The following is a 19,918-nucleotide window of genomic DNA, read 5'->3' as shown; positions in this document are numbered from 1 at the left end:
AGCCGAGCTGCCGCACGCACCTCTACGGTGCCCGCATGCCGTCCAACCTGCCCGATGTCGTGCTGTGGTCGATACCGGCCTTCGTCCTGCTCACCGTCCTGGAGATGGTGAGCTACCGGCTCCATCCCGACGACGACGCCGCCGGCTACGAGGCGAAGGACGCCGCCACCAGCATCAGCATGGGGCTCGGCAGCCTCTTCTTCGACGTCCTCTGGAAGATCCCGGTCGTCGCGATCTACGCCGCGGTGTACGAACTCACCCCGCTCCGCGTCCCCGTCCTGTGGTGGACCATCCCGCTGATGCTGCTCGCGCAGGACTTCTTCTACTACTGGTCCCACCGCGGCCATCACGTCATCCGGATCCTGTGGGCCTGCCACGTCGTGCACCACTCCAGCCGGAAGTTCAACCTCAGCACCGCGCTGCGGCAGCCGTGGACCGGGTTCACCTCCTGGCCGTTCTACCTCCCGGTGATCGCCTGCGGCGTCCACCCGGCCGCCCTCGCGTTCTGCTCCTCCGTGAACCTCGTCTACCAGTTCTGGATCCACACCGAGCGGATCGACCGGCTGCCGCGGCCCTTCGAGTTCGTGCTCAACACCCCCTCCCACCACCGGGTCCACCACGCGTCCCAAGGCGGCTACCTGGACCGGAACTTCGGCGGGATCCTGATCGTCTGGGACCGGCTCTTCCGGTCCTTCGCGGCCGAGACCGAGCGGCCCGTGTACGGGCTCACCAAGAACATCCGGACGTACAACCCCCTGCGCGTCGCCACGCACGAGTACGTCGCCATCGCCCGCGACGTACGCGCCGCGAGCACCTGGCACGAGCGCGCCGGGCGGCTGTTCCGGGGACCCGGATGGGAGCCGCGTCCTGACGGGCCGGGAAGCTCCGGGGACACCCCGGCGCCCGGTCGGCCGGCCACCGCGGAGCGCGCCGCGTGAGCGCGCCCGCCTCCGCCGCCGGAGAGCCGGGCGCTGCCGCCCGGCCGGGCCCCGGCCGCCGCGGCGGCCGGGAGAACCTCGCCCGGATCCTGCAGGCCCTCTTCGGGGCCGCCGTCCTGCTCGAGCTCGGCGCGCAGCTCGCCGGCCGGGAGACCGGCCATCTGATCGCCAAGCCGCTGCTGATGTCGCTCCTCGCGGCGTACGCGGCGACCCGGGGCGCGCCCCGGCTACTCGTCGCGGCGCTGCTCTGCGGCTGGGGCGGCGACGTGTTCCTGATGGCCGGCGCCGACTGGGCCTTCCTCGTCGGGATGGGGCTCTTCGCCGCCGGGCACGTCTGCTACCTCGCCCTCTTCGGCCGGGGGCGTACGAGCCCGGCGCTGGGCCTCGCGTACGGCGCGTTCCTCGTCGCCGCCATGGGGCTGCTCTGGACGGACCTGCCGGCCGGGCTGCGGATCCCCGTCGGCGTCTACTCGCTGCTCCTGACCGCCATGGCCTACCGGTCGAGCGCGCTCGGGCGGACCGCCGGGGTGGGCGGGGCGCTGTTCCTGGTCTCCGACATGATCCTGGCGACCGGGATCGCCGAATGGCCGCAGCTTCCGGCGTCCGACTTCTGGATCATGCTCACGTACGTGGGGGCCCAGTACCTGCTGGTGACGGGCGCCCTGGGCGCATTCGGGTGCGCGTCCGCACCCGACCGGGCGTACCGTGAGGCCCGTACTGCCGTCTGAGAAGCAAGGACACGCCCGTCATGCGCGCCACCACGATCCACGCCCCGTTCGACATGCGCGTGGAGGACGTTCCCGACCCGGAGCTGCAGCAGCCGACGGACGTCGTGGTGAGGGTCCTGCGGGCCTGCATCTGCGGCAGCGATCTGTGGGCGTACCGCGGCGAGGCGGAACGGCAGCCCGGGCAGCGCATCGGCCATGAGTTCCTGGGCATCGTCGAGGAGGCGGGCGCCGAGGTGTCCGGGTTCGCACCCGGCGACCTGGTCGTCGCGCCGTTCGTCTGGTCCGACGGCACCTGCGAGTACTGCGCCGAGGGCCTGCAGACGTCGTGTCCGCGCGGCGGCTTCTGGGGCTCGCCCGGCTCCGACGGCGGCCAGGGCGAGGCCGTGCGCGTGCCCTTCGCCGACGGCACCCTCGTCAAGCTCCCCGCCGGCGCCGCCTCCGACGACCGGCTGCTCACCGCGCTCCTCGCGCTCTCCGACGTCCTGGGCACCGGCCACCATGCCGCCATCGGCGCGGGCGTCACCCGCGGCAGCACCGTCGCGGTCGTCGGCGACGGCGCGGTCGGCCTGTGCGGGGTGCTCGCCGCGAGGCGGCTGGGCGCCGAGCGGATCATCGCGCTCGGCCGCCACCAGGTGCGGACGGACATCGCCAGGACCTTCGGGGCCACGGACGTCGTCGCGGCGCGCGGGGACGAGGCCGTGGCGGCGGTGCGTGAGCTGACCGACGGCCAGGGCGCGCACGCCGTCATCGAGGCCGTCGGCACCGAGCAGTCCATGCGCACTGCCGTCGGGATCGCCCGCGACGGTGGCGCCATCGGCTACGTCGGCGTCCCGCACGGCAGCGGCACCGGCCTGGACCTCAGCCTCATGTTCGACCGCAACATCGCGCTGCGGGGCGGGGTCGCGCCCGTCCGCGCGTACATCCCCGAGCTGCTGCCGGACGTCCTGGACGGGACCGTCGACCCGTCCCCGGTCTTCGACCTCACGGTCGGACTGGACGGTGTCCCCGACGGCTACAAGGCCATGGACGAACGCACGGCACTGAAGGTGCTGGTCAAGCCGTAGCGCGACGTGTGCGGCGAGGGTGGGCGTGGTGGTGCCTGCCGCAGGCCTTTCCCACCCCGCCGGCACAGGAGTCACCCGCGAACGGGGCCTCGGCAGCCACTCAGCGGGGGACGAGCATGTACGTGTTCTGCAGCTCGTCCTGCACGACGTGGGCCTCGCCCTCGACCGTGCGAATGGTCAGGTCGTCCTCCGGGGTGCGGACCCGGTACCGCCAGCCTTGCGGGAGCTGCAGCCGTTCGCCGAGCACGGCCAGGGAGTCCATCGTCAGGCTGTCGTCCACGATATGGGAGTACGTCTGCATGACGTAGGTCCGATCGCCCGGAGCGAGCAGTTCGTGGACGGGTTCACCGCTGTGCAGGACGTACTCCGTGTCCCGTTCGACCGTGGCATCGACGTAGAAGTTCTTGGACTGTGTGCTGGTGAAGCCGAGCTCCTGGGGGATGCGGAGCTCCGCCACCAGGCGGGCCTCCAGGCCGTCGAACACGGCTGTGTCCCCCCACGCGAACGCCGTGATCTCGTCGACCACCCAGAAGCGCGGGCCGTTCAGAAACACCATCGGCACCCGGAACTCTTCCGCCAGCGAGCGGGGGTCGAGCGCCTTCCACCGCTCGGGCGGACAGTCATTGAGACCGAGAGTGTTGTAGACCGCCGCCTTGAGAGCTCCGCCCTCGTCCGGCGAGATGAGCAGGATCTCGCCATAGCGAGCGTTCCGCAGACCGCTCAGATGCCGGGGTGCCTTCGATGAGTGCGGCATGACTTCTCCTGTCCGTGGCTTCGTCACCGTCCAGAGCAAGCTGGGTGAGCCTCAGCTCCTCAGCTACTCATCCGCTCAGCTCCGTCGAGGATGGCTCGATCCGCGGCCGCCGGACGTCAGGGGCCAATGGTGGGCGCGTCGCGGAGTCTTGGCCCGATGGCATGCCTCCAGGGCAGGAAGGGGGCGGGGAGAGAAGCCCGCCGAAGGCGGCCTACGCCCACCTCGGCGCGTCCGCACCCCACTTGCCCGGCGGGCGTGACCAGTCCTCCGGGGCGCCCGCGAACGAAACCGGCGGCAGCGCGTACCGCAGCCTGCCGAGCGGGCTGTCGGTCCCGGCCAGCCGGCGGCCGGGACCGTAGGCCGCGTCGCCGTCGTCCGCGCCGCCCCCGGGCGCCGCCGGCGACAGACCGTGCGTCAGGAAGCGCGCCGTACGCGCCAGCGCCAGCCGTACGAGACGCGTGCCGCCCTCCCTCTCCTGCTCGGTCAGCGACCGCAGCACCGCCGCCGCGAGCAGGTACCCGGTGCCGTGGTCGAGTGCCTGCGCGGGCAGGGCGCCCGGACGGTCCGGGGATCCCTCGACGACCGCGATCCCGCTCGCCACCTGTACGAGACTGTCGAAGCCGCGCCGACCGCCCCACGGCCCGTCGTCGCCCCACGCCGACAGCTGTGCGACGACCAGACCGGGCCGGGTGAGGCCGTAGCCGTCCAGCGCGCCCGGGCGGTAGCCGGTGACCAGGACGTCGGCCGCGTCGAGGAGTTCGTCCAGGGTCCGCCGGTCCGCCGGACTGTCGAGGTCCAGCGTCGTGGACCGCTTGCCGAAGCCGGTGTCGGCGTGCTGGTCGGGGAGCTCCGGCAGCCGGGGCGGGTCGATGCGCAGTACATCCGCGCCGAGCAGCGCGAGCGTCCGCGTGGCGACCGGGCCCGCGATGACCCGGGTCAGGTCGAGCACCCGCAGCGGGCGCGAACGGCGCCGCGGGGCCGTGTCGTCGAGCCGCTCCCGCGTCAGCAGCGGCCGCCGGGCCGCCAGCACGCCCTGCGGGTGCGCCGCCCACTCCCCGGGGGTGCGCAGGGCGACGGCGAGGCCGCCCGCCGCGTACACCGCCTCCTCGACGTCCAGCGACCGCCGCGCGGCCAGCGCGCTCTCCACCCCGTCCTCGTCGGTGTCCAGCGCGGTGAGCAGCGCCGCCCGGTGGTGCGGGTAGTTGGCGTGCGTACGTACCCAGCCGTCGGCCGTGCGCCAGAACCGGGACAGCGGGGCGAACGTCACCGGAGCCCGCCCGTCCACCAGAAGATGCCGCTCGCTGACGAAGGCCGTGGCGACCGCGGCGTCGTCGACGCGCACGGCGGGGACCGGGCCTCCGGCGCCGCGCGCGGCGTACTCCGCCGCCGCGAGCGCGCACACCGCAACCGTGGCACGGGCCAGTTCCATGACGGGAAGCCGGGCAGCGAGCAGACCCCGTGGGCCGCTGTACGCGATACGGCCCATCAGCTCGGGGTCACCGCCGAGAGCCGCCCACAGCTGCTCGGCCCCGCGCGAAGTCCGGTCCGAACGGCCGTCCGAAGTCCCGTGCGAAGAAGTGTCGGTCATCATGGTCGCACTATGGCACTCCGTGCCACTCCATGGGACGGGCGCGACGGAACAGCAGCGCCGGCACGACAACGACGGCACGACAACGACGGCAAGGGAAGGGCCCGGACGCGATCCCCCACGTCCGGGCCCCCAGCAGAGCTCGGTTACCGGCGAACCGCGTCCAGCGCGTCCGTCATCCCGGTCCCGTAGAACCCGTTCTTGCTCGTGCCGCCTTCGCACACGGCGTCGATCGTGCCGTCACCGTTGATGTCGTACGGAGCGCCGCACGCCGTGTCGTCGGCCTGCGCGTACAGCAGCGCCTTGACCTCGGCCGCCGAGGCGCGCGGGTGCGTCGACTTGATGAGCGCGGCGACGCCCGCGACATGCGGGGACGCCATCGACGTACCGGCCTTGTAGCCGTAGCCGCCGTTCATCACCGTCGACAGGATCAGGCCGCTCGTGGCCGGGGCGTCCGGCTTCTGAAAGGCCGTCGAGTCGCCGCCGGGCGCGGCGATGTCGATGGTGCCGTTGCCGTAGTTCGAGTACGACGACTTCAGGCCCTTGGCACCGGTCGCGGAGACGGTCACGACACCCGGCAGCATGGTCGGGTAGTCGAGGCAGTCGCGCGGGTTGATGACGCGCGTCACCGGCGTGGTGTCGTTGGGGCTGGTGGTGTCGGTGAGCTCGTCCGCGGCCAGGTCCATCCGCGAGTTGCCGGCCGCGGCGACATTGACCGCGCCCTTGCGCTCGGCGTACCGCGCGGCCCGCGTGACTGACTCGAGCAGGGCCTTCTGGTCCTCGTCGGTCTTGCAGGCGAACAGCCACGGGTCCGTGTAGTAGCTGTTGTTGGTGACGTCGACACCGTGCTCGGCGGCCCAGACGAACCCGCAGACGACCGACTCCGTGTAGAAGAAGCCGTCGGGGTTGGCCACCTTGATGCCCGACACCTTGACGCCGGGGGCGACGCCGGTCACGCCGACGCCGTTCTTCGCGGCGGCGATGGTGCCCGCCACATGGGTGCCGTGGTCGCTCTCGCCCACGGCCGGACGCCACGAGCCGGGGGTGGTGTCCGGCGCGCCGGACACACAGTTGGCGGACGCCTCGACGTCGAAGTTCGGCGCGAGGTCGGGGTGCGTGTCGTCGACGCCCGTGTCGATGACGGCGACGGTGACGTTCCTGCTCCCCAGCGTCTTCTGGTGGGCCTTGTCCGCCTTGATGGCGGGCAGGTCCCACTGCAGCGGCTCGAACGGGTCCTGCTCGTCCGTGGCCTCGGCCGCCGCCTGGGCCGCCTCGGCGCTGCCGAGGGGCTGCTCCACGTCGATGGCCGTGTCGGTCTGCGGGGCCAGCGGGTTGGTGCGGGTGGCGCCCGCCGAGGTGACGCCCTTGACCGTGCGGATCTGCTCCGCGAAGTCGGGGTTCTGCGAGTGGACGACGATGACGCCGATCTGGTCGTAGGCGATCACCACCGTGCCGCCGGCCTTCGCGATCGCCCTCTTCACGGCCTTGGCAGTGGAGTGACCGCCATGCGTGTTGACGACGTACGACAGCTTGGGACCGTCGGTGGTGACCGCGGCCGGGGTGGCGTCGTCGAGGGAAGCGGCCGACGCCGCACCCGAGGGCAGGAAACCGAGCGAGGCCGTGAGCGCCAGACCGGCGGGCAGAGCTATTGCGCGCGTCCGTCTGGATCGCAGATGAGCCATGGGTTCTCCACATCATCCGTAAAGCCGCCCAGACACCCGGTGCGAATGGGCGGGTACATGACGAGTGAAGTTATCCCGATCATCGGGGTACATCAACGACTTCCGATGGAAAACCCTGACGAGAAGGGACCGGAAGTGAACCGCTTCGCTGTCGCGTCCGTGCCGTTGTCAGGGAGTGGAGCACCATCACTTCCTCCCCCGTGAGGTCCCCGTACCCATGACTACCGCACCCGCGTCGCGAGGAGATTCCGTGGCTACCGATGCACCGCCGCCCAAGGGCGGTACGGACACCAGTCCTGCACAGCCCACGACGGAGCAGTTCGCCGAGGTGCAGGAGAGTGCGGAATTCGGCGAACTGCGCCGCACGTACCGCTCCTTCGCCTTCCCCCTGACCGTCGCCTTCATCGCCTGGTACCTGCTGTACGTCCTGCTGTCCAACTACGCGGGCGGCTTCATGGGCACCAAGCTCTTCGGCAACATCAACGTGGCGCTCGTCCTCGGGCTCGCCCAGTTCGCCACCACGTTCCTCATCGCCTGGTTCTACTCGCGGCACGCGGCCGAGAAGCTCGACCCCAAGGCGGAAGCGATCAAGTCCCGTATGGAGGCCGACGCATGAGCAGCACCACCCTCCAGAGCGTCCAGCTCGCGGCATCGAGTGCCACCTCCGAGCACCGGCCGCTGATCATCTCGCTCTTCGCCGCCTTCGTCGTCGCGACGCTGTTCATCACCGTCTGGGCCGGCCGGCAGACCAAGAGCGCCGCCGACTTCTACGCGGGCGGCCGCCAGTTCACCGGCTTCCAGAACGGCCTCGCCATCTCCGGCGACTACATGTCCGCCGCGTCCTTCCTGGGCATCGCCGGTGCCATCGCCCTCTTCGGGTACGACGGCTTCCTGTACTCCGTCGGCTTCCTGGTCGCCTGGCTGGTCGCCCTGCTGCTCGTCGCCGAACCGCTGCGCAACTCCGGCCGGTTCACCATGGGCGACGTCCTCGCGTACCGCATGCGCCAGCGCCCGGTGCGTACCGCCGCCGGCACCTCCACCATCGTCGTCTCGATCTTCTACCTGCTCGCCCAGATGGCGGGTGCGGGCGTGCTCGTCTCGCTGCTGCTCGGCATCACCACCGACGCCGGAAAGATCGCGATCGTCGCCCTCGTCGGCGTCCTGATGATCGTGTACGTCACGATCGGCGGGATGAAGGGCACCACCTGGGTGCAGATGGTCAAGGCCGTCCTGCTCATCGCGGGCACCCTGCTCATCACGTTCCTGGTGCTGTGGAAGTTCAACTTCAACGTCTCCGACCTGCTCGGCAGGGCCGCCGAGCAGAGCGGCAAGGGCGCGGCGTTCCTGGAGCCCGGCCTCAAGTACGGCGCCACCGGCACCTCCAAGCTGGACTTCATCTCGCTCGGCATCGCACTGGTGCTGGGCACCGCGGGCCTGCCGCACATCCTCATCCGCTTCTACACGGTGCCGACCGCCAAGGCCGCCCGTAAGTCCGTCATCTGGGCCATCGGCATCATCGGCGCCTTCTACCTGATGACGATCGCGCTCGGCTTCGGTGCCGCGGCGCTCGTCGGACCCGAGGAGATCACCGCCTCCAACAAGGCCGGGAACACGGCGGCACCGCTGCTCGCGCTCCACATCGGCGGGGTCGACTCGGCGGGCGGCGCGATCCTGCTCGCCGTGATCTCCGCGGTCGCCTTCGCCACCATCCTCGCCGTCGTCGCCGGACTGACCCTGGCGTCCTCGTCGTCCTTCGCGCACGACATCTACGCCAACGTCATCCGCAGGGGACAGGCCACCGAGCAGGAAGAGGTCCGCGCGGCCCGCTGGGCCACGGTCCTGATCGGCATCGTCTCCATCGCGCTCGGCGCACTGGCCCGCGATCTGAACGTGGCAGGCCTGGTCGCACTCGCCTTCGCGGTCGCCGCCTCCGCGAATCTGCCGACGATCCTCTTCAGCCTCTTCTGGAAGAGGTTCACCACGCAGGGCGCCCTCTGGTCGATCTACGGTGGCCTGATCTCGTCGGTCGTGCTGGTGCTGTTCTCCGGGGTCGTCTCGGGCAAGCCCACGTCGATGTTCCCGTCGGTGGACTTCGCCTGGTTCCCTCTGGACAACCCCGGCCTGGTCTCCATCCCGCTGGGCTTCCTGCTCGGCTGGATGGGCTCCCTGTTCTCCAAGGAGGAGCCGGACAAGGGCAAGTACGCGGAGCTCGAGGTCAAGTCGCTCACAGGCGTGGGCGCCCACTGAGGAGCGTTCTGTCATACCGATGAGCGCGGCCGCGTCGTAGGGTCCTACGACGCGGCCGCGTCGTTCGTCGTGGTAATCAGCACCTGTCGATGTCGCAGGTGTCACGTAGGCTCGGCTGTATACACGAGTTCCTGTACAACTTCCGGACACCGGGGAGGGGGCCCGCAGTGCTCATCGACACCTACGGCCGTGTGGCCACTGACCTGAGGGTTTCGCTCACGGACCGGTGCAATCTGCGCTGTGCGTACTGCATGCCCGAAGAGGGGCTGCAGTGGCTGACGAAGTCGACCCTGCTCACCGACGACGAGATCGTCCGGCTGATCCGTATCGCCGTCACGGACCTGGGGATCACCGAGGTCCGCTTCACCGGCGGAGAGCCGCTGCTGCGGCCCGGACTGGTCGGCATCGTCGAGCGCTGCGCCGCGCTCGAGCCGCGTCCGAAGATGTCGCTGACCACCAACGGCATAGGCCTGAAGCGCACCGCGACCGCGCTCAAGGCCGCCGGCCTGGACCGGGTCAACGTCTCGCTGGACACCCTGCGCCCCGACGTCTTCAAGACCCTCACCCGCCGCGACCGCCACCACGACGTCCTGGAGGGGCTGGAGGCCGCGCGCGACGCCGGACTGACCCCCGTGAAGGTCAACACGGTCCTGATGCCCGGGCTCAACGACGACGAGGCCCCCGACCTGCTCGCCTGGGCCGTGGAGCACGACTACGAGCTGCGGTTCATCGAACAGATGCCGCTGGACGCCCAGCACGGCTGGAAGCGCGACGGCATGATCACCGCGGGTGACATCCTGGAATCGCTGCGTACGCGCTTCAGCCTCACCCCTGAGGGCGACGAGGCCCGCGGATCCGCACCCGCCGAGCGCTGGGTCGTGGACGGCGGACCGCATCGGGTCGGGGTCATCGGCTCCGTCACCCGCCCGTTCTGCCGCGCCTGCGACCGCACCCGGCTCACCGCCGACGGACAGGTCCGCACCTGTCTCTTCGCGCAGGAGGAGACCGATCTGCGCGGGGCCCTGCGCTCCGGCGCGCCGGACGAGGAGGTCGCCCGGATCTGGAAGCTCGCGATGTGGGGCAAGAAGGCCGGGTCCGGTCTCGACGACCCGTCGTTCCTTCAGCCCGAGCGCCCCATGTCAGCCATCGGCGGCTGAGTCCCGCTCCCACTCGTCGAGCGTCACGACGTCCTTCAGGAAACCCCGGACACCCAGGAACTCTGACAGGTGCTGGCGGTGTTCGTCGCACGCGAGCCAGGTCTTGCGGCGCTCCGGCGTGTGCAGCTTCGGGTTGTTCCACGCCAGCACCCAGACGGCGGCGGCACGGCAGCCCTTGGCGGAACAGATCGGGGTCTCGTCACTCATTCGATCATTGTCCACGATCGCCGACGATCAACGGCTCCCCACATGGCGACGCCGAGCAGCCACGGGGGGAGCTGCCCGGCGTCGGTCCGTCGCTCCGACGGGGGATGCGGAGCGCACAGGCAGTATGTCACGCAGGACCGGCTGCGGTGCACTGGAACTTCACGATTGATCTGAGCTTTTCTTGAGCTTCGCGGAGCCTGGTTTCCGGGCCTCGAGGCCCGCGGCGCACCGGCCCCCGGGGGCCCAGCGGCGTCAGCTCTGATGGGCGGGCCGTTCCGCCTGTTCCTCCGCTCCGGGTCCGCCAGCCTCCGCTGCGGGGGTCGCCGTGCCGGCCGCGGATCCGCCCGCGCCGAGCATCGGCCGCACCGGTGGGGCGATGAACGTCGACGGCAGGGACGGCGCGTTTTCCCGGCCGGCATTGGCGATCACCACGGAGATGTAGGGCAGCAGCGCACCCAGCACCAGCGCCACGATCGCCACATGCCGCTCGACGTTCCAGAGCACCGCGGCCAGGATCACCGACACGGTCCGGATCGACATCGAGATGACGTAGCGGCGCTGCCGGCCGCGCACATCGTCGGCGAGGCCCTTGCGGGCTCCGGTGATCCGGAAGACTTCCGCCGTACTCCGCTTCCGCATGACATTCCACCGCCCGACCGCCACGCCGGACTCTCCCCGGCCCGGTCCTGGCTCCACGGTACGCCGCGGCTGCGACGCGTTCGAGACCGGGTCACCGCTTACCTGGGCATACACCCGCCGCCGTACCAGGTACGGAGCTGTCCGACATGCGCCGTATGGCGTATACGTCGAGACTGTCCCGTAACTGCTCACGTCAATCCGAACCAGGAGGCAGCCATGGGCTGGTTGTGGGCGATCATTGTCGGGTTCGTGCTCGGATTGCTGGCGAAGGCGATCCTGCCGGGGAAGCAGCACAGCCCGCTCTGGCTCATCACGATCTTCGGCATCATCGGCGGGATCGTCGGCAACTCCCTCGCCGTGGCGTTCGGCATCGGCGAGACCCCGGGCATCGACTGGGGACGGCACGCGCTGCAGATCGTCGCTGCGCTGGTCGTCGTCGGGTTCGGCGACATGGCCTACATGGCCTTGCGCCGCAGAAAGCAGCACGCCTGACCGGCGCCGGGCGGCCCCGGTACGACACACGCTCCTCGACGTCGCCACGGGCCTCGTGATCGGCGCGATCCGGGGCGGGCCACGGTGAACGGCGTGAGCACGGGCGCGGCCTCGGCACGACATCCCGGTACGACAGCGGCCGGGTGGGGATCGGTACCCACCCGGCCGCTGCCGCGTCCTGTGCGCGGGGTCAGCCGGCCGCGACCTCGACGGCCGCCAGATTCTTCTTGCCGCGGCGCAGCACGAGCCAGCGGCTGTGCAGCAGATCGTCCTGGGCCGGGACCGCGTCCTCGGCCGTGACCTTCACGTTGTTCACGTAGGCCCCGCCTTCCTTCACGGTGCGGCGGGCCGCCGACTTGCTGGCCACCAGACCGACCTCGGCGAAGAGGTCCACGACCGGAGCCAGCTCGGCCACCCGCGCCTGCGGCAGCTCGGCGAGCGCCGCCCGCAACGTCGGCTCGTCGAGCTCGGTCAGCTCGCCCTGCCCGAACAGCGCCTTCGAGGCGCCCACGGCCGCCGCGCACTGGTCGGCGCCGTGCACCAGCGTCGTCAGCTCCTCCGCCAGCGCCCGCTGGGCCGCCCGCGCCTGCGGACGCTCCTCGGTCAGCCGCTCCAGCTCCTCGATCTCCTCGCGGGACTTGAAGCTGAAGATCCGCAGGAACTTGGAGACGTCGCGGTCGTCCGCGTTCAGCCAGAACTGGTAGAACGCGTACGGCGTGGTCAGCTCGGCATCCAGCCAGACCGTGCCGGACTCCGTCTTGCCGAACTTCGTGCCGTCCGCCTTGGTGATCAGCGGAGTGGCCAGGGCGTGCACCGCGGCATGCGGCTCGACCTTGTGGATCAGATCGGCGCCCGCGGTGAGATTGCCCCACTGGTCGCTGCCGCCGGTCTGCAGGACGCAGCCGTACCGCCGGTACAGCTCGAGGAAGTCCATGCCCTGCAGGATCTGGTAGCTGAACTCGGTGTAGCTGATGCCCGCGTCGGAGTTCAGCCGCCGGGCGACCGCCTCCTTCGCGATCATCTTGTTGACCCGGAAGTGCTTGCCGACGTCACGCAGGAAGTCGATCGCCGACAGGCCCGCCGTCCAGTCCAGGTTGTTGACCATGGTCGCGGCGTGCGGACCGTCGAAGTCGAGGAACCGCTCGATCTGCCCGCGCAGCCGTCCCACCCAGGCCGCGACGACGTCCGGCGCGTTGAGCGTGCGCTCGGCGTTCGGCTTCGGGTCACCGATCAGGCCCGTCGCACCGCCGACCAGACCCAGCGGGCGGTTGCCCGCCTGCTGGATCCGGCGCATGGTCAGGATCTGGACCAGATTCCCCAGGTGCAGGCTGGGCGCGGTCGGGTCGAAGCCGCAATAGAACGTGACGGGACCGTCCGCGAACGCCTTGCGCAGTGCGTCCTCGTCAGTGGACAGGGCGATCAGCCCCCGCCACTGCAGTTCGTCGACGATGTCCGTCACGTCTCTCTCGTCTCCTCAGGTGTGCTTACGGGTGTCCTCGCGAATGTCCTCGCGAACGTCCTCGCGGACGTCTCCGAGGTTATACGCCCTGGCTGACCGAACTCATATTGAAATCGGGGACCCGGAGCGCGGGCATCGCGGCCCTGGTGAACCAGTCGCTCCACTCGCGCGGCAGCGTCCGCTCCGTCCGGCCTGCCTCGGCGGCCCGCGACAGCAGATCGACGGGCGACTCGTTGAACCGGAAGTTGTTCACTTCGCCGACCACCTCGCCGTTCTCGACGAGATAGACGCCGTCCCTGGTCAGCCCGGTCAGCAGCAGCGTCGCCGGGTCGACCTCGCGGATGTACCAGAGGCAGGTCAGCAGCAGCCCGCGCTCCGTGCTCGCGACCATGTCCTCCAGGGAGCGCTCACCGCCGCCCTCCAGGATCAGGTTGCCGACACCGGGGGAGACCGGCAGGCCGGTCAGGCCCGCGCTGTGCCGGGTGGTGACCAGCCGGTCCAGCTTCCCTTCCCGGACCCACTCGGTCGCGGACAGCGGGAGACCGTTGTCGAAGACCGAGGCGTCGTCGCCGGAGGCGTGCGCGATCACGAACGGCGCGGACTCCAGACCGGGCTCGTGAGGGTCGCTGCGCAGCGTGAGCGGCAGCTCGGACAGGGTCTCGCCGATACGGGTGCCGCCGCCGGGCTTCGAGAAGACCGTGCGGCCCTCCGCGGCGTCCCGGCCGGTCGACGACCACAGCTGGTAGATCAGCAGGTCCGCCACGGCCGTGGGCGGCAGCAGCGTCTCGTACCGGCCGGCGGGCAGCTCGATCCGCCGCTCGGCCCAGCCCAGGCGCGTCGCCAGCTCCGCGTCCAGCGCGGCCGGGTCCACGTCCTTGAAGTCCCGCGTCGCCCGGCCCGCCCAGGCGGAACGGGTCCGGTCAGGGGACTTGGCGTTGAGCTCCAGCGTGCCGGTGGGCTGGTCGTGGCGGAGCCGCACACCCGTGGACGTACCGAGATACGTCGAGGTCAGCGTGTGATGGGCGAAGCCGTACAGCTCACGGCCGCCCGAACGGGCCCGGGCGAACGCCTCGCCCAGCGCGGGAGCGAAGTCCGCGAAGACGGCCGACGACGTCTCGGCCGGCGCGTCCGTGAAGTCACCGGCGACCGGCACGCCGGTCACCAGTGGCTGCGCGTCCTCGGCGGGCCCGGCCGCCCGGGCGGCGGCCTCCGCCGCCCGCACCAGAGGCTCCAGGTCCTCTGCCGTCACGGCCGACCGCGACACCACACCGGACGCGGTGCCCTGCGTCCCGTCGACCGTGGCGATGACGGTGAGGGTGCGGCCGCGGGTGACGCCGTTCGTGGTCAGCGCGTTCCCCGCCCAGCGGAGATTGGCGGACGAGTGCTCGTCGGCGATGACCACGCAGCCGTCGGCGGTGGACAGCTCGAGGGCACGCTCGACGATCTCGTGCGGCTTGCTGACGGGGCTCATCGACCGGCCTCCTGCGGGGTCTTCGGGCTGTGCGTTCCTGGGACGTGGGCGCGACCGGTGCTCATCGGCCTGCCTCCTGCGTCGTGTTCAAAATGTTCACGCCGCGGAACAGGGCGGACGGGCAGCCGTGCGAGACCGCCGCCACCTGGCCCGGCTGGGCCTTGCCGCAATTGAAGGCGCCGCCCAGGACGTACGTCTGCGGGCCGCCGACCTTCTCCATCGAGCCCCAGAAGTCCGTCGTCGTCGCCTGGTAGGCGACGTCGCGCAGCTGACCGGCCAGCCGGCCGTTCTCGATCCGGAAGAACCGCTGCCCCGTGAACTGGAAGTTGTAGCGCTGCATGTCGATCGACCAGGACCGGTCGCCGACCACGAAGATCCCGCGCTCCACACCCCCGATCAGGTCCTCCGTCGACAGACCGCCGGGCTCCGGCTGCAGCGACACGTTCGCCATCCGCTGCACCGGGACATGCCCGGGGGAGTCCGCGAAGGCGCAGCCGTTGGACCGGCCGAGGCCCGTCAGCCTCGCGATGCGCCGGTCCAGCTGGTAGCCGACGAGCGTGCCCTCCCGGACGAGATCCCAGCTCTGTGCCTCGACGCCCTCGTCGTCGTACCCGATCGTGGCCAGACCGTGCTCCGCGGTCCTGTCGCCCGTCACGTTCATCACCGGCGAGCCGTACCGCAGCTTGCCCAGCTGGTCGAAGGTCGCGAAGGACGTCCCCGCGTACGCCGCCTCGTAGCCCAGCGCCCGGTCCAGCTCCGTCGCGTGGCCGATCGACTCGTGGATCGTCAGCCACAGATTGGACGGGTCCACGACCAGGTCGTACCGCCCCGCCTCGACGCTCGGTGCGCGCATCTTCTCGGCGAGCAGCACCGGGATCTCCTCCAGCTCGGAGTCCCAGTCCCAGCCCGTGCCGGTCAGATACTCCCAGCCGCGGCCCACGGGCGGCGCGATTGTCCGCATCGAGTCGAACTCACCGGTCGTCCCGTCCACCGCGACGGCCGTGAGCTGCGGGTGCAGCCGCACCCGCTGCTGGGTGGTGACCGTGCCGGCCGTGTCCGCATAGAACTTGTTCTCGTGCACGGTCAGCAGCGAGGCGTCCACGTGCGCCACGCCCTCCGCGCCCAGCAGCCGGGCACTCCAGTCCGTGAGCAGCCCGGACTTCTCCTCGTCGGCGACGGTGAACGGGTCGATCTCGTACGACGAGACCCACGTCCGCTCCGCGTGGACCGGCTCCTCGGCGAGCTCCACCCGCTCGTCCGAACCGGCCGCCGCGATCACCTGGGCGGACAGCTTCGCCATCGCCACCGCCTGGCCCGCGACCCGGGCGGCGGCGTCCATGGTCAGATCCACGCCGGACGCGAAACCCCACGCCCCGCCGTGCACCACCCGCACCGCATACCCGAGATCGGTCGTGTCGGACGAGCCGGCGGGCTTCGCGTCCCTCAGCCGCCACGCCGCACTGCGCACCCGCTCCAGCCGGAAGTCGGCATGCTCGGCGCCCAGCGCACGGGCCCGCGCGAGTGCCGCGTCGGCGAGCGCCCGCAGCGGCAGCGCGAGAAACGTCTGATCGATGTCATGGGCCACAGGCGGCCTCTCCTTTTCACGCGTGCGTGCTCGGATCACTACGCGAAGTCAAGCACGCGCCCAGGACAGTTCCGAGGGAGTTTCCACAGTCGTCGCCGCCGTCGGTGCCGGACAGGGCCGCATCGGCGCGCGTCCCGGCCACGGGGGACACCGACTGTAGGGTCCCCACAGCAGACACTCGGCGCCACTGTCGGTGGCCGATTCCCCCGATGCCGGGCGGTACCGATAGGTTTTCGGGTACCAGACCGCTATCGAAAGGGTGATCCGTTGAGCCGCTCGGTTCTCGTCACCGGAGGAAACCGGGGCATCGGCCTCGCCATCGCCCGCGCTTTCGCCGACGCCGGCGACAAGGTCGCGATCACGTACCGGTCGGGCGAGCCGCCGGAGGAGCTCACCAAGCTGGGCTGCCTGGCGGTCCGCTGCGACATCACCGACGCCGAGCAGGTGGAGCAGGCCTACAAGGAGATCGAGGACAAGCACGGTCCCGTTGAGGTGCTGGTGGCCAATGCCGGTGTCACCAGGGACCAGCTGCTGATGCGGATGTCCGAGGACGACTTCACCTCCGTCCTGGACACCAACCTCACCGGCACCTTCCGGGTCGTGAAGCGCGCCAACCGCGGCATGCTGCGCGCCAAGAAGGGCCGTGTCGTCCTGATCTCGTCCGTGGTCGGGCTGCTCGGCTCGGCGGGCCAGGCCAACTACGCCGCCTCCAAGGCCGGTCTCGTCGGCTTCGCCCGCTCCCTCGCCCGCGAACTCGGATCGCGGAACATCACCTTCAACGTCGTCGCACCCGGCTTTGTCGACACCGACATGACCAAGGTGCTCAGCGACGAGCAGCGCGCGGGCATCGTCTCGCAGGTGCCGCTCGGCCGCTACGCGCAGCCGGAGGAGATCGCCGCCGCGGTGAAGTTCCTCGCCTCCGACGACGCCTCGTACATCACTGGAGCCGTCATCCCGGTTGACGGCGGATTGGGCATGGGTCACTGATCACATGAGTGGAATCCTCGCCAGCAAGCGCATCCTCATCACCGGTGTGCTGATGGAGTCCTCCATCGCCTTCCACACCGCGAAGCTGGCCCAGGAGCAGGGTGCGGAGATCATCCTGACAGCCTTCCCGCGGCCCACCCTGACCGAGCGGATCGCCAGGAAGCTCCCCAAGCCCGCCAAGGTCATCGAGCTCGACGTCACCAACGACGAGCACCTCGGCCGCCTCGCCGACCTGGTCCGTGAGGAGCTCGGCGGCCTGGACGGTGTCGTGCACTCCATCGGCTTCGCGCCGCAGGACGCGCTCGGCGGCAACTTCCTGAACACGCCGTTCGAGTCCGTCTCGACCGCGATGCACGTCTCGGCGTTCTCGCTGAAGTCGCTCACCATGGCCTGCCTGCCGCTGTTCCCGCACGAGGGCGCATCGGTGGTCGGCCTGACCTTCGACGCGCAGTTCGCCTGGCCGCAGTACGACTGGATGGGCCCGGCGAAGGCGGCGCTGGAGGCCACCTCCCGCTACCTCGCCCGCGACCTGGGCAAGCAGAACGTCCGGTGCAACCTGATCTCGGCCGGACCGATCGGCTCGATGGCCGCCAAGTCCATCCCGGGATTCGGCGAGCTCGCGGACGTCTGGAACCACCGCTCCCCGCTGGAGTGGGACATGTCCGACCCGGAGCCCACCGGCCGCGGTGTCGTCGCGCTGCTCTCGGACTGGTTCCCGAAGACGACGGGCGAGATCGTCCACGTCGACGGCGGCGTACACATGATGGGCGCGTAACGCACCGTTACCTGTGAGTACGGATTCACCCGTACGCCCGTGATGCCCCGGTCACCCGCTGTGTGCGGGTGGCCGGGGCATCGCCCGTTCGGAGTAGTGGAACGGGCGCCCGGGGCGCCGAGCGGCGAGGCTGGAGGGGCAATCCCTCCCTTGTGGTGCAGCAGCGGTGCATACCGCAGTACGGCCGAGGAGGTCTGCTGTGCGTACGACCTGGCGTTCCATGTCCGCACTCGGGGTGCTGGCGACCCTGCTCCTGCCGGTCTCCAAGGCCGCCTCGCTGTCGCCCGGGGAGTCCGCCCCGCGGCCGTTCGGAGCCGCCTGCGACGTCGTCGTCGAGGGCTCGCGTGCCACGGCGTACTGCCGCAACCCCTATCCCGACACGGATCGGGTCCAGCTGCACGTCGAGTGCGAGCGGTGGTGGGACCTCGATGCGGACAGTCATGCCGTCGATGTCGCTCCGACCGCCCACGCCACGCTCACCGAGCGCTGCTGGAAGGAGATACGCACCGCCTGGGTGAGCCACGTACGCGTCTCCTGAGCGGTCCGAGTCCGATGGTCCGAGGGTCCGAGGGTCCGAGGGTCCGATGGTCCGGCGGTCCGGGTCCGGGTCCGCGGGGTCTTACGCCTCCGCCCCGTCCGCCGGCTTGCGCAGGCACATGAAGGGGTAGCTCGCGGCCTCCGACGCGGCGGTGGCCCCGGCGCCCTCGCGGATCGCCTCGACCAGCCGTGCATGGTCCATGTGGTGCTCCGGCCGAAGCTCATGGCCCACGTCGTCGCGGAGCCAGTCGCGCAGCAGATCACCGAGGTCCGCGTAGAGCCCGGTCAGGACCTCGTTGTGGGACGCGGCGACCACGGCCAGGTGGAAGGTCGCGTCGGCGGTGACGAACCGCTCCGCGTCGCCCGTCTCCCAGGCCTCCTCGCGGCGCGCCAGCAGCGCGTCCAGCTGCTTCAGATCCCGCTCCGTGCGGCGCTCGGCGGCCAGTCGTGCCGCCGACGACTCGAGGGTGGAGCGCACCTCCGCGACATGGCGCGGATCTGCGTCGGCGAACCTCCGGTGCATGACCCCGGCCAGCTCGCTCGTCGCCACGACATAGGTGCCCGAGCCCTGGCGGATGTCCAGCAGGCCGTTGTGCGCGAGCGCGCGCACCGCCTCGCGGACCGTGTTCCGGGCCACGCCCAGCTGCTCGACCAGCTCCGGCTCGGTCGGGATCCGTGAGCCCACCGGCCACTCGCCCGAGGTGATCTGGTTCCGCAGCTCGGTGATCACCTGGTCCGAGAGTGCGGAGCGCCGGGGAGAGGTCAGCGCCATGGTGCTCCTTGTCCACGAGATTCGTTCGGGATTGGACAATTAATCATCCCATGATTCTATGATGGCCCCATGCCCGACGAGACCCGGACCCGTACCAGGACCCTGAGCCCCGCCGCCACGGCAGTGCGTGCCTTCACCGATTCTCCCGCCGGGAAGCCCTCAGTCTGGCTCACCCGTCTCGTCCTCGTCGGACTCGTCCTCACCGCCCTCAATCTCCGCCCCGCCATCACCAGCCTCGGCGCGCTGCTCGAGGAGGTGCGGGGAGGGCTCCACATGAGCGGCAGCGTGGCCGGGATCCTCACCTCCGTACCGCCGCTGTGCTTCGCGGTCTTCGGCCTCGCCGCGCCGCGGCTCGCCCGCCGCTTCGGGCCCACCGCGATCGTCTGTGCCGGCATGGTGGCGATCACCGCGGGCCTGCTGGTACGGCCCTTCGCGAGCGGCACCCCCGGCTTCCTCGCCGCCAGCGCGCTCGCGCTCATGGGCATCGCCGTCAGCAACGTCCTGATGCCGGTGATCGTCAAGCGGTACTTCCCGGAGCGCGTCGGCAGCGTCACCGGGCTCTACTCCATGGCCCTGTCGCTCGGGACCGCACTCGCCGCGGCCGCCACCGTGCCCATGACCGAGGCGCTGGGCGGCAGTTGGCGCACCGGCCTCGGGGTGTGGGCCCTGGTCGCCGCCGTCGCCGTACTGCCGTGGATCCCGCTCGTGCGCGACCGTGCCGGTGAGCGCGGCCGCGACCGTGGCCGTGGCCGGGCCGGCGGCCGGGACACGGGACTCGAGCGGGGTGCGTCCGTGCCTGCAGGCCCGGCTGCGGAGGCAGGGGACGTGCGCAGGTC

General features: G+C 70.7%; 20 protein-coding genes. 11 read left to right on the top strand and 9 right to left on the bottom strand.

Going from position 1 to position 19,918, the window contains the following annotated elements; all coding sequences use genetic code 11:
- The first annotated feature begins 35 nt into the window (after window positions 1–35).
- The 3 genes from ACFV9O_RS02095 to ACFV9O_RS02085 are packed head-to-tail and all read left to right on the top strand — an operon-like array spanning window position 36 to window position 2,730.
- Complete coding sequence (locus tag ACFV9O_RS02095; protein ID WP_385411170.1) at window positions 36–938, top strand: sterol desaturase family protein; 903 nt, start codon at window positions 36–38, stop codon at window positions 936–938.
- On the top strand, window positions 935–1,666 hold the full coding sequence (locus ACFV9O_RS02090) for a lysoplasmalogenase (protein ID WP_385411168.1): 732 nt from the start codon (window positions 935–937) through the stop codon (window positions 1,664–1,666). The genes ACFV9O_RS02095 and ACFV9O_RS02090 overlap by 4 nt, the downstream gene beginning before the upstream one ends.
- Window positions 1,667–1,686: 20 nt before the next feature.
- Complete coding sequence (locus tag ACFV9O_RS02085; protein WP_385411166.1) at window positions 1,687–2,730, top strand: zinc-dependent alcohol dehydrogenase family protein; 1,044 nt, start codon at window positions 1,687–1,689, stop codon at window positions 2,728–2,730.
- A gap of 100 nt (window positions 2,731–2,830) precedes the next feature.
- On the opposite strand, the gene ACFV9O_RS02080 is transcribed toward ACFV9O_RS02085, so the two are convergent.
- The 3 genes from ACFV9O_RS02080 to ACFV9O_RS02070 form a co-directional block, all read right to left on the bottom strand.
- The gene (locus tag ACFV9O_RS02080) at window positions 2,831–3,484 is read right to left on the bottom strand and encodes a hypothetical protein (protein ID WP_385411164.1); all 654 of its coding nucleotides are present in this window, start codon (window positions 3,482–3,484) and stop codon (window positions 2,831–2,833) included.
- A gap of 211 nt (window positions 3,485–3,695) precedes the next feature.
- Entirely contained in the window at window positions 3,696–5,072 is a 1,377-nt protein-coding gene (locus ACFV9O_RS02075) for a CoA transferase (protein WP_385411163.1), read from the bottom strand.
- A gap of 146 nt (window positions 5,073–5,218) precedes the next feature.
- Window positions 5,219–6,754: a S8 family serine peptidase gene (locus tag ACFV9O_RS02070; protein WP_385411161.1), complete on the bottom strand. Its 1,536-nt coding sequence runs from the start codon at window positions 6,752–6,754 to the stop codon at window positions 5,219–5,221.
- A gap of 250 nt (window positions 6,755–7,004) precedes the next feature.
- On the opposite strand from ACFV9O_RS02070, the gene ACFV9O_RS02065 reads away from it, so the two are divergent.
- From ACFV9O_RS02065 to moaA, 3 genes are all read left to right on the top strand, one after another.
- Window positions 7,005–7,370, top strand: coding sequence for a DUF485 domain-containing protein (locus ACFV9O_RS02065; protein ID WP_385411159.1), 366 nt, complete (start codon window positions 7,005–7,007; stop codon window positions 7,368–7,370).
- On the top strand, window positions 7,367–9,001 hold the full coding sequence (locus tag ACFV9O_RS02060) for a cation acetate symporter (protein ID WP_385411157.1): 1,635 nt from the start codon (window positions 7,367–7,369) through the stop codon (window positions 8,999–9,001). Before ACFV9O_RS02065 ends, ACFV9O_RS02060 begins: the two co-directional genes overlap by 4 nt.
- Window positions 9,002–9,168: 167 nt before the next feature.
- On the top strand, window positions 9,169–10,158 hold the full coding sequence (moaA, locus tag ACFV9O_RS02055; RefSeq protein ID WP_385411155.1) for a GTP 3',8-cyclase MoaA: 990 nt from the start codon (window positions 9,169–9,171) through the stop codon (window positions 10,156–10,158).
- On the opposite strand, the gene ACFV9O_RS02050 is transcribed toward moaA, so the two are convergent.
- Together ACFV9O_RS02050 and ACFV9O_RS02045 are read right to left on the bottom strand one after the other, a co-directional pair.
- Complete coding sequence (locus ACFV9O_RS02050; protein WP_385411153.1) at window positions 10,141–10,365, bottom strand: hypothetical protein; 225 nt, start codon at window positions 10,363–10,365, stop codon at window positions 10,141–10,143. The genes moaA and ACFV9O_RS02050 overlap by 18 nt on opposite strands.
- Before the next feature lie 252 nt (window positions 10,366–10,617).
- Window positions 10,618–11,004: a DUF3099 domain-containing protein gene (locus tag ACFV9O_RS02045; protein ID WP_385411151.1), complete on the bottom strand. Its 387-nt coding sequence runs from the start codon at window positions 11,002–11,004 to the stop codon at window positions 10,618–10,620.
- Window positions 11,005–11,220: 216 nt separating this feature from the next.
- Here ACFV9O_RS02045 and ACFV9O_RS02040 point away from each other — a divergent pair, with 216 nt between their 5' ends.
- Window positions 11,221–11,496, top strand: a complete 276-nt coding sequence (locus ACFV9O_RS02040) for a GlsB/YeaQ/YmgE family stress response membrane protein (RefSeq protein WP_385411149.1) — start codon at window positions 11,221–11,223, stop codon at window positions 11,494–11,496.
- 190 nt (window positions 11,497–11,686) lie between these two features.
- Here ACFV9O_RS02040 and tyrS read toward each other — a convergent pair whose 3' ends face one another.
- The 3 genes from tyrS to ACFV9O_RS02025 form a co-directional block, all read right to left on the bottom strand.
- Window positions 11,687–12,955, bottom strand: a complete 1,269-nt coding sequence (gene tyrS, locus ACFV9O_RS02035; RefSeq protein WP_385411147.1) for a tyrosine--tRNA ligase — start codon at window positions 12,953–12,955, stop codon at window positions 11,687–11,689.
- A 79-nt stretch (window positions 12,956–13,034) separates the two neighbouring features.
- A complete protein-coding gene (locus ACFV9O_RS02030) occupies window positions 13,035–14,426 on the bottom strand; it encodes a metallopeptidase TldD-related protein (protein ID WP_385411146.1) in 1,392 nt (463 codons plus the stop codon).
- A gap of 61 nt (window positions 14,427–14,487) precedes the next feature.
- A complete protein-coding gene (locus ACFV9O_RS02025; protein ID WP_385411144.1) occupies window positions 14,488–16,011 on the bottom strand; it encodes a TldD/PmbA family protein in 1,524 nt (507 codons plus the stop codon).
- Between the two features lie 267 nt (window positions 16,012–16,278).
- Between ACFV9O_RS02025 and fabG the strand changes: the two genes are divergently transcribed.
- From fabG to ACFV9O_RS02010, 3 genes are all read left to right on the top strand, one after another.
- Window positions 16,279–16,998: a 3-oxoacyl-[acyl-carrier-protein] reductase gene (gene fabG, locus ACFV9O_RS02020; protein WP_385411143.1), complete on the top strand. Its 720-nt coding sequence runs from the start codon at window positions 16,279–16,281 to the stop codon at window positions 16,996–16,998.
- 4 nt (window positions 16,999–17,002) lie between these two features.
- Complete coding sequence (fabI, locus tag ACFV9O_RS02015) at window positions 17,003–17,773, top strand: enoyl-ACP reductase FabI (RefSeq protein WP_385411141.1); 771 nt, start codon at window positions 17,003–17,005, stop codon at window positions 17,771–17,773.
- Between the two features lie 220 nt (window positions 17,774–17,993).
- On the top strand, window positions 17,994–18,311 hold the full coding sequence (locus ACFV9O_RS02010) for a hypothetical protein (protein WP_385411756.1): 318 nt from the start codon (window positions 17,994–17,996) through the stop codon (window positions 18,309–18,311).
- 81 nt (window positions 18,312–18,392) lie between these two features.
- Here the strand turns inward: ACFV9O_RS02010 and ACFV9O_RS02005 are convergent, their stop codons facing one another.
- A complete protein-coding gene (locus ACFV9O_RS02005) occupies window positions 18,393–19,082 on the bottom strand; it encodes a FadR/GntR family transcriptional regulator (RefSeq protein ID WP_385411139.1) in 690 nt (229 codons plus the stop codon).
- A gap of 69 nt (window positions 19,083–19,151) precedes the next feature.
- On the opposite strand from ACFV9O_RS02005, the gene ACFV9O_RS02000 reads away from it, so the two are divergent.
- On the top strand, window positions 19,152–19,918 hold a 767-nt coding region (locus ACFV9O_RS02000; RefSeq protein ID WP_385411137.1), incomplete at its 3' end, for an MFS transporter.

The sequence above is a fragment of the Streptomyces sp. NPDC059909 genome, from assembly GCF_042730885.1.
In the GTDB taxonomy this organism is placed as follows: Bacteria; Actinomycetota; Actinomycetes; order Streptomycetales; family Streptomycetaceae; genus Streptomyces.
The sequence above is the reverse complement of the archived record's forward strand: the minus strand, read 5'-3'. Positions and strand labels throughout refer to the sequence as shown.

What these genes read in the sequence shown, in the direction of transcription:
- ACFV9O_RS02075 (WP_385411163.1), bottom strand. Translation starts at nt 5,072, where the DNA reads ATGACCGACACTTCTTCGCACGGGACTTCGGACGGCCGTTCGGACCGG.
- ACFV9O_RS02045 (WP_385411151.1), bottom strand. Translation starts at nt 11,004, where the DNA reads ATGCGGAAGCGGAGTACGGCGGAAGTCTTCCGGATCACCGGAGCCCGC.
- ACFV9O_RS02050 (WP_385411153.1), bottom strand. Translation starts at nt 10,365, where the DNA reads ATGAGTGACGAGACCCCGATCTGTTCCGCCAAGGGCTGCCGTGCCGCC.
- ACFV9O_RS02040 (WP_385411149.1), top strand. Translation starts at nt 11,221, where the DNA reads ATGGGCTGGTTGTGGGCGATCATTGTCGGGTTCGTGCTCGGATTGCTG.
- ACFV9O_RS02030 (WP_385411146.1), bottom strand. Translation starts at nt 14,426, where the DNA reads ATGAGCCCCGTCAGCAAGCCGCACGAGATCGTCGAGCGTGCCCTCGAG.
- fabI (WP_385411141.1), top strand. Translation starts at nt 17,003, where the DNA reads ATGAGTGGAATCCTCGCCAGCAAGCGCATCCTCATCACCGGTGTGCTG.
- ACFV9O_RS02005 (WP_385411139.1), bottom strand. Translation starts at nt 19,082, where the DNA reads ATGGCGCTGACCTCTCCCCGGCGCTCCGCACTCTCGGACCAGGTGATC.
- ACFV9O_RS02010 (WP_385411756.1), top strand. Translation starts at nt 17,994, where the DNA reads ATGTCCGCACTCGGGGTGCTGGCGACCCTGCTCCTGCCGGTCTCCAAG.
- ACFV9O_RS02085 (WP_385411166.1), top strand. Translation starts at nt 1,687, where the DNA reads ATGCGCGCCACCACGATCCACGCCCCGTTCGACATGCGCGTGGAGGAC.
- ACFV9O_RS02060 (WP_385411157.1), top strand. Translation starts at nt 7,367, where the DNA reads ATGAGCAGCACCACCCTCCAGAGCGTCCAGCTCGCGGCATCGAGTGCC.
- ACFV9O_RS02080 (WP_385411164.1), bottom strand. Translation starts at nt 3,484, where the DNA reads ATGCCGCACTCATCGAAGGCACCCCGGCATCTGAGCGGTCTGCGGAAC.
- ACFV9O_RS02070 (WP_385411161.1), bottom strand. Translation starts at nt 6,754, where the DNA reads ATGGCTCATCTGCGATCCAGACGGACGCGCGCAATAGCTCTGCCCGCC.
- ACFV9O_RS02095 (WP_385411170.1), top strand. Translation starts at nt 36, where the DNA reads ATGCCGTCCAACCTGCCCGATGTCGTGCTGTGGTCGATACCGGCCTTC.